Below are 8,281 nucleotides of genomic sequence, written 5' to 3'. Positions count from 1 at the left end.
ACCGCGCGGAACCAGCCGGTCCGCATCATCTGCGCAATGCCCCTGGCGTCGTTGCGGTCGGTCTTGTTCAGCATCGCGTTCAGCGCCGCCTTGGCGTGCCGGGTCTCGATGCAGATCACGGGCAGGCCCTTGTCGGACAGCGCCGTGAACAGCCAGGCACTGTACGAGAACGCTTCCAGCCCGACGCGCTTCAGCTGGATTCCCCATTCCGCCAGGAACAGCTCGATCGCGTCCGGATCGGTCGCGAGTTTCGTCTCCCGGACCACCTTGCCGTCGCCGTCCACCACGCAAATGTTGGTCGCCTCGAGCGACACATCAAGCCCTGCATAGAAGTCCATCATGCGCCTCCACCACCGCCGACCGCCGGACCGCACCACGCGTTCCGTTCGCGAATCGCTGTGCAGCATTTTCGCAGCAGCACGGCCGGCGAGGGGGCACAGGTCAGTACCCCGGCTAACCAGAAATCCTTCGGATTTCTTCTAACGGACCGGACCACAAGCCGCATTGGCGGCCGTTGGGAACGGCGGCCCGTCGCTCCTGCTTTCCTTCAGAAGAGCTCGCGCTTCATCGACCGCAAAGCTCGTGGCTCCCGTTTCAAGCTTCAGGGAGAGGCGCCATGAGCGATCTCACCGAAGTGGAAGTGTTGTGGCTCGAGAAGCGCATCGAAAACCGCGTTCGGTTCGGCCGGATCATCAAGGAACGGAAGCTTGATCGCCATCGGCGCGTCCTGTCATTTGCGCCCGGCAGCATCTTTGCTTTCGTCCGTTGGACCTCCAACGACTTTGGGACAATCATTTCTCGGATCGACATCCTGCGCGCGGTGGCGCCGGGACAGCGCTGCTCGACCGTCCCTTATGTGACACCCGGCGGAGAGATTCTGCTGCGGCTCTCCGGCTGGCCGAAGGTCGAGCGCGTGCTGCAGATGATCGATGCCGTTGAGGCCCTCGGCATCGATCCACGTGATGTCGCGCCTGATCATTGGCATCACGTTCATAACCGCCTGTCCGTCAACGAAAAGCCGCGCCCTTATACGAAAGCGCGCCATCAGGCCTGGCTTCATCGCCAAAGGGTAATGCGATGACAGGCTCTCTGAAGATACTCATCGCGATGTTTGGAACTGCTGCTGCGCTCGTCGCGGCGATCGTCCTGGAGCCGCTTCCGCTTTACATCTGGAACGCATCCGCGAGCGTGCCGATCGGTCTCTACCGCCTCCGAACGGCGGACCAATTCCAGGTCACTGAATTGGTCGCCGTGCGGCCGCCGGAGCCGCTTGCGACCTTCCTCGACCTTAACGGCTATTTGCCCATTGGCGTCCCCATGCTGAAGCGCGTGCTCGCCCTTCCGGGGCAGAGTGTTTGCAGGATCGGCCTCACGATTTCGGTCGACGACGTCGCGGTCGGCGAGGCGAAGGATCACGACGGAGGAGGCAGGCCGCTGCCGAAATGGCAGGGCTGCCGCGTCGTCCGCGACGGCGAGCTGTTTCTGATGAACTGGCAGTCGGACGACTCTCTTGATGGCCGGTATTTTGGATTTCTTCCGGCATCTAGCGTGATCGGCCGTGCGATGCCGGTGTGGACGTGGGAGGAGTGATCGTGCGTATTCGACGTGTTCTCCTCGCCATTCCCTTGTTCGATCGATTGCAGGATCATTCCTCCGTCTCGATCGATGTCTGCAAGGCTGGGGCGACCCCGAGCGCGTGCTTGGGTCGGTTGGGCGCGCGCCTTTGTGCTGGCGTGGCCTTGATGCTTCTTCTGACCGCGTTCGACAGTGCTGCTTTGGCCCAGAGCGGATCAGCCGCCCGGCCGGCGATCAGTCAAACCGCTGACTCATCTGCCGGCTTCATCAATGAAGCCTCGCAACGCTTTGTGATTGCGCCGGACTGGATCCGATCAGTCCAAAGCATCGAGAGTGCTGGTGACGTGCACGCCAGATCGCCAAAAGGCGCAATGGGCCTGATGCAAATCGTGCCGGCGACTTGGGCGGAACTTCGCGAGCGCTACAATCTCGGGAACGATCCCTACGACCCGCACGACAACATTCTGGCCGGCACGGCTTACTTACGCGAACTGCTTGATCGCTATGGCTCGCCTGGCGTGTTTGCTGCGTACAACGCGGGACCATCCCGCTATGAAGAGCATCTCGCAGGCGGCTCTTTGCCACCCGAGACGCGAGCGTACGTCGCAAAGCTTGCAAATCTGCTTGCCATCGAACTGCCGCCGGGGTGGACGTCCAGCGGACAGTCATCGGTAGCTGCGACGCTGTTCGTCACGCGATCCGATCTCATGAAGACGCGCGATCGGTTGCTGGCGCTTGTGCCGTCGGGCGGCGTCACGACCGCAATCTCGGCGCCCGATATTTCGCCCATGGTCCCCCGGCCTATTGGCGTGTTCGTCCCTCGATCGGATTCGGGAGCATCGCAATGACCAAGCGCGCGGCTTCGAAAGCTGATGGCGTGTGGGCGATGCCTTCGGCCCGCGCTCTACTCGTCGCTTCGCTCCTCACCGAGCCACCCTTCGGGTGTCTCGGCCCTTCGGGTAACGATCGCTATCGCAAGCGCTCGGAAGCAGCGGGGGCTTCGCAAGTCAACTGCCAAGTCGCGGCGGCTCTTTCGCAATGAATCGCCACCAGCCATGTTCGGCCAGGCGCTATTGAAGGATCTACCGCAATGACCCGAACTGCATTTTGTCGCAAATCGCCGCGAGTACCGAGAGTCTGTTTGCTTGGAAGTTGGACCCTGGGAAACAGCGACCGGGAGACCACGACGGCAGGACGGCTTTTCAAATCGGGCTTCGAGAAACCGGTGCACGACGATAGCCGCCGTGTGGCCGAATCCGGAGCCTGGTGCAACGACTTAGGCGTTCGTTGCAACACAGGAGAGCTCCGATGAAGCTTTACGTTGGGTTGAATGTCGGTCTTGAAGAAACCAGTCTTTGCATCGTCGATGGCGAGGGTCTCACCGTCCGTGAGCTCAAGGTGAGCACCGAGCCAGCGGCGATCCGCTCCGCAGTAGAGGGCTACGCGGATCGCCTCGAGAGAGTGGGGGTCGAGGCATCATCGCTTGGCATCTGGCTGTATCGCGAACTACAGCCAGCGGGGCTCCCGATCATTGTTGTCGAAGCGCGCCACATGCGCGTGTCGCTGTCGACAATGCGGAACAAGACCGACCGGAATGATGCGCGTGGCATCGCGCAGATGATGCGGTTGGGTTGGTACCGCGCCGTCCATGTCAAGAACATCGACATGCAGAAAATGCGCACGCTGCTGACCAGCCGGAAGTTGCTCAAGCGCAAACTGATCGACCTCGAAAACCACATTCGTGGTGCGCTGCGGGCCTATGGGTTGCTCGTTGGAGCCATCGCCCGCAGTGCTTACGAAGCTCGCGTGCGCGAGCTGATCGAGCGCAGCGATCCGATCTTCGTAATGACCATCGAAGCGATGTTGGATGTGCGCCGCGCCATTCTTGAGGGGTACGATCGCCTGCATCGTGTGCTGCTGCAGGTGGTTCAGCATGATGCTGTCTGCCGGCGTCTGATGACGGTTCCAGGCGTCGGCCCTGTTGCGGCCCTGTCATTCAAGGTTGGCGTTGATGACCCTCATCGCTTTGCGCGATCACGAACGGTAGGCGCTCATTTTGGCTTGGCGCCGAAACGGCACCAGTCCGGCACGTCGATCGATTACGAGGGGCGGATTAGCAAACAAGGCGATGTCGCCGTGCGCGAAGCGCTTTGCGAGGCGGCCGCAAGCCTGCTGCTGCGGGTCAGGAAATGGTCAGCACTGCGCGCTTGGGGCCTGCGGATCGCCAAACGCTCGAGCATGCTGTGCGCGATCACCGCGGTCGCGCGCAAGCTAGCGAGCATTCTGCACCGGATGTGGGTCAGCGAGACCGACTTCCACGTCGGGTTCGGCGCCAAAGTTACGCAGCGCCTGCGGTTAAAACCGGCGCGATAGCTGCGGTGCAGGTGACGACGGATTAGCACTGGGTTTGCGCCCGGCATGTTGAGGAGGAGCGAAATTAGAGATCCGCGCGCGCGGTGAGCGTCCCCTGGCGGGGCCGCGAAACGGGGAATGTCCGCTATCTCTTGCCTGCTGCCGCCCTTCGGGGACGAGAGCGCCGGACTGCTTGGACAGCCCTGTTTACGAACCTGATGAAGAGCATGCGACGGCCGAAGTGCTGAACGCGAAGGAACGCATGGACCCTGCCTGGTGAATGCCGATCGCAAGCGCGGTTGTGGTGACGCTTGTGCGTTGCTGATGCGGGAGTCGGTAATGGCTGAAGTGCGAAGAGTCGAAGAAAAGCGTAGGAATGAGTTGACTTTGCCCGCCCGATTAGGAAGGCGAGATAAAAGGGGCTCGCCGGTCGAACCACAAGCCATTGACATGGCTTGGGTCCTGGCGTGCCGGTCGATCGGGGCGCGTGCCGCGCCTTGCATTTTGACGAATGCAATCAAAGGCATTTTCGGCACTGTGTTCGATTTCGATCGTTGGGAGGCCCTGCCGTGAGCGTGGGCGACAGCGACCTGCGCATTCGGCCCGGGCGCATTCGTAGCACCCGCGCGCCAAAGCAGAAGAGCTTCATCAACCAGGTGCTACGTGCCGCGAAGAAAGCCGGTCACACCTCGGGACAGGCCGCGGCTGGCAGGCGTTCTGCGGCCTATGGGCGCTCGACGTTTGGCCGCGGCCGGCTCGCCTTTAGCCGCGCCAGACTGTTCAGCCCGACGCGGCGCGTTGTGGTGAAGGCGCGTGTGGTTCGGCTCAAGGGGCGAGCTTTCCGTTCAGCACCACTAACTGCCCACCTATCATATCTGAAGCGCGACGGCGTGACTCGAAGCGGCGAGAGAGCCGAGATGTTCGATGAGGGCTGCGACCGTGCCGATAGCGCGGCCTTTGCAGAACGGTGCAAGGACGACCGGCATCATTTCAGGTTCATCGTCTCGCCCGAGGATGCCGGCGACATGACGGACTTGAAGGCGTTCACCCGCGACCTTGCCAAGCAGATGGAGATCGACCTCGGTACGCGGCTCGATTGGGTCGCCGTCGATCACTGGAACACGGACAACCCTCACGTCCATCTTCTCGTTCGGGGAGTAGATGAGCAAGGGGCGGATCTCGTGATCTCACGCGACTACATCAGTCAAGGCCTGCGCTCGCGCGGCGAGGAACTGGTCGCCATCGAATTGGGTCCAAAACCGGAGCATGAGATCCGTGGTTCGCTGCAGAGGGAAGTCACGGCGGAACGATGGACGCGGCTCGATCGGGAGATCCGGCTGGCGGCCGATGAGACCGGGTATGTGGATCTTCGCCCGGAGAATCCGGGCAAGTCCGATCCCGAGATCCGGCGCCTGATGGTCGGCCGCCTTCAACATCTGGAGAAGATGGGCCTTGCCGCATCCGCCGCACCGGGGGAATGGATGGTCGGGCTCGAGGCCGAGCGTAACTTGCGCGACCTTGGGATGCGCGGCGACATCATCAAGACCATGCACCGCGCCTTTACCGAGCGTGGATCAGCGCGTGGTGTCGCCGACTTCGTCATCGAAGGTGGACAGCCTTCGTCCCAGATCATCGGACGGCTGGTCGATCGGGGATTGCACGACGAACTGACTGGCGAGGCCTACGCGCTGATCGATGGAACTGACGGACGCGCGCACCACATCCGATTCCGCGGGATCGAAGCTTTCGACCATGCGCCGCCGATCGATGGAATCGTCGAGGTGCGACGCTTGGGCCAAGCTGACGACGCGCGACCGACTATGGTACTGGCGATCCGCTCCGATCGCGACCTTGCCGGGCAGGTCACCGCGAGAGGCGCGACCTGGCTCGACCACAGGCTGGTCGAACGCGATCCCATGCCGCTCGCCATGGCAGGATTCGGGCGCGAGACCCGCGACGCCATGGAAGCCCGTACCGAGCATCTGGTTCAGGAAGGCCTGGCGCGGCGGCAGGGCCAACGCATCATCTTGCAGCGGGACCTTCTAGATACGCTGCGCCGGCGCGAACTCGACGAGGTCGCCGCCAAGGTCTCGGCCGACACCGGCCTGCCTTACGTGAAGGCGGCCTCCGGGGAGCATGTGGCAGGTACATATCGCCAGCGCCTGACGCTCTCATCGGGGCGCTTCGCCATGATCGATAACGGGCTGGGTTTCCAACTCGTGCCTTGGTCGCGCGAGCTCGAGAAGAGGCTCGGCCAACACGTCACCGGCGTGGTGAAAGACGGCGGCGGTATCGAATGGGGCTTTGGTCGCAAGCGCGACCTCGGACTCTAGCTATCTCACCAGTATGGAAGGTTGGTCGATGTCCGGAACCAAGATACTCTGGGGTCAGGTGATCGTTGTCGGTCTGATCGTTTTGCTCGCAATCTGGGGAGCAACCGAGTGGACGGCTTGGCGGCTCGCCTGGCAGCCCGAACTCGGGCGGCCCTGGTTCGAACTGGCGGGCTTCAAGATCTATTACCCGCCGGTCTTCTTCTGGTGGTGGTTCGTCTTTGATGCCTATGCGCCTCAGGTCTTTGTTGAGGGCGCCTTTATCGCGGCGTCGGGGACATTCATTTCGATCGCGGCGGCGATCGGCATGTCCGTCTGGCGGGCCCGCGAGGCCAAGAACGTTGAGACCTATGGCTCGGCGCGCTGGGCTGATGCAGAAGAGGTTCGAGCAGTCGGACTTCTTGGTCCGGATGGCGTGGTGCTGGGTAAGCTCGACCAGGACTACCTTCGGCACGATGGACCGGAACACGTCCTGTGTTTCGCGCCCACCCGGTCCGGCAAAGGTGTCGGCCTCGTCGTTCCCTCGCTCCTGGCCTGGCCGGGTTCGGCCATCGTTCACGACATCAAGGGCGAGAACTGGCAACTGACCGCCGGCTTCCGCGCGCGGCATGGCCGCGTCCTTCTGTTCGATCCGACCAATCCAAAGTCGTCAGCCTACAATCCGCTTCTTGAGGTCCGTCGTGGGGAATGGGAGGTTCGCGACGTCCAGAACGTCGCCGACGTCCTGGTCGACCCCGAAGGCTCCCTCGATAAGCGGAACCATTGGGAAAAGACCAGTCATTCGCTCCTGGTCGGCGCCATACTCCACGTTCTCTATGCTGAGGCGGATAAGACCTTGGCTGGAGTCGCCGCCTTTCTGTCCGACCCGAAGCGGCCGATCGAAGCGACCCTGAAGGCGATGATGACCACCGCGCATCTTGGCGAGCAGGGTGCTCATCCCGTGGTCGCCTCGACCGCCCGCGAACTCCTCAACAAGTCTGAGAACGAACGTTCAGGCGTCCTGTCCACCGCGATGTCGTTCCTCGGGCTGTACCGCGATCCCGTGGTGGCCGAGGTGACCTGCCGGTGCGACTGGCGGATCGCCGATCTGATCGCGGATAGCCGGCCAACAACGCTGTACCTGGTGGTGCCCCCCTCGGATATCTCACGAACCAAACCACTGATCCGCCTGGTGCTGAATCAGATCGGTCGACGCCTGACCGAGGACCTGCACGCCCGCGACCGCCGGCATCGAGTCCTGATGATGCTCGACGAGTTCCCGGCACTTGGGCGGCTTGATTTCTTCGAATCCGCGCTCGCCTTCATGGCAGGCTACGGCATCAAGAGTTTCCTGATCGCGCAATCGCTCAATCAGATCGAGAAGGCCTACGGGCCCAACAACGCCATCCTCGACAACTGCCACGTCCGCGTCAGCTTTGCGACCAACGACGAGCGGACCGCCAAGCGGGTGTCCGACGCGCTGGGGACGGCGACCGAGATGCGCGCGATGAAGAACTATGCCGGTCATAGATTGAACCCGTGGCTGGGGCACCTGATGGTCTCGCGTCAGGAGACGGCAAGGCCGCTCTTGACCCCGGGCGAAATCATGCAGCTTCCGCCAATCGACGAGATCGTCATGGTGGCGGGCACGCCGCCGATCCGGGCGAAGAAGGCCCGCTACTACGAGGATCGGCGATTCACCGAGCGGGTTCTGCCGCCGCCTGATCCGGCGACGGGCGGCCGATCATCGAGAACGGACGGATGGTCAGCGCCCGGAATGCTCAAGCCGACGGGAAGCCCAACCGACAAACTCGCGGAGGCCGAGGAAGATACCGCGAACAGCGGCCTCCGTCGCGAGCCCGAACTCCCCGATCACGTTGCGATCGCCAAGGAGACGACCGAACCGACGCCGGCAGAGGAATTTGCTGCCGTTCTTGACGATGACGAGGATGCGGTACGCCAGTCCCGGCTCTTATGCCAACAGATGCGCGGTGTTGCTCGTCAAGTCGCCATGGACCCGAATGACGGTATGGAGCTCTGAGGCA

Annotated in this window: 7 protein-coding genes; 6 read left to right on the top strand and 1 reads right to left on the bottom strand. The window is 62.5% G+C overall.

Annotated features, from left to right (window positions below; genetic code table 11):
- Window positions 1-338: IS110 family transposase (locus FXB41_RS03020; protein WP_376707476.1), on the bottom strand; the 338-nt coding region annotated here is incomplete at its 3' end.
- 278 nt (window positions 339-616) lie between these two features.
- Between FXB41_RS03020 and FXB41_RS03015 the strand changes: the two genes are divergently transcribed.
- The 6 genes from FXB41_RS03015 (at window position 617) to FXB41_RS02990 (ending at window position 8,277) form a co-directional block, all read left to right on the top strand.
- Window positions 617-1,081, top strand: coding sequence for a DUF2840 domain-containing protein (locus FXB41_RS03015; protein ID WP_219679373.1), 465 nt, complete (start codon window positions 617-619; stop codon window positions 1,079-1,081).
- Complete coding sequence (locus tag FXB41_RS03010) at window positions 1,078-1,590, top strand: S26 family signal peptidase (RefSeq protein ID WP_219679371.1); 513 nt, start codon at window positions 1,078-1,080, stop codon at window positions 1,588-1,590. Before FXB41_RS03015 ends, FXB41_RS03010 begins: the two co-directional genes overlap by 4 nt.
- Window positions 1,591-1,592: 2 nt before the next feature.
- A complete protein-coding gene (locus tag FXB41_RS03005; RefSeq protein WP_219679390.1) occupies window positions 1,593-2,423 on the top strand; it encodes a lytic transglycosylase domain-containing protein in 831 nt (276 codons plus the stop codon).
- 460 nt (window positions 2,424-2,883) lie between these two features.
- Window positions 2,884-3,948: an IS110 family RNA-guided transposase gene (locus FXB41_RS03000; RefSeq protein WP_219679368.1), complete on the top strand. Its 1,065-nt coding sequence runs from the start codon at window positions 2,884-2,886 to the stop codon at window positions 3,946-3,948.
- Between the two features lie 548 nt (window positions 3,949-4,496).
- The gene (locus FXB41_RS02995; RefSeq protein WP_219679366.1) at window positions 4,497-6,260 is read left to right on the top strand and encodes a relaxase/mobilization nuclease domain-containing protein; all 1,764 of its coding nucleotides are present in this window, start codon (window positions 4,497-4,499) and stop codon (window positions 6,258-6,260) included.
- Between the two features lie 28 nt (window positions 6,261-6,288).
- Window positions 6,289-8,277, top strand: a complete 1,989-nt coding sequence (locus FXB41_RS02990; protein WP_219679364.1) for a conjugal transfer protein TraG — start codon at window positions 6,289-6,291, stop codon at window positions 8,275-8,277.
- Window positions 8,278-8,281: the final 4 nt, after the last annotated feature.

The organism is Bradyrhizobium canariense, from assembly GCF_019402665.1.
GTDB lineage: Bacteria > Pseudomonadota > Alphaproteobacteria > Rhizobiales > Xanthobacteraceae > Bradyrhizobium > Bradyrhizobium canariense.
The sequence above is the reverse complement of the archived record's forward strand: the minus strand, read 5'-3'. Positions and strand labels throughout refer to the sequence as shown.

Excerpts from the sequence above, each read along its gene's own strand:
- FXB41_RS03010 (WP_219679371.1), top strand. The coding sequence starts at position 1,078 with ATGACAGGCTCTCTGAAGATACTCATCGCGATGTTTGGAACTGCTGCT.
- FXB41_RS03015 (WP_219679373.1), top strand. The coding sequence starts at position 617 with ATGAGCGATCTCACCGAAGTGGAAGTGTTGTGGCTCGAGAAGCGCATC.
- FXB41_RS03000 (WP_219679368.1), top strand. The coding sequence starts at position 2,884 with ATGAAGCTTTACGTTGGGTTGAATGTCGGTCTTGAAGAAACCAGTCTT.
- FXB41_RS02990 (WP_219679364.1), top strand. The coding sequence starts at position 6,289 with ATGTCCGGAACCAAGATACTCTGGGGTCAGGTGATCGTTGTCGGTCTG.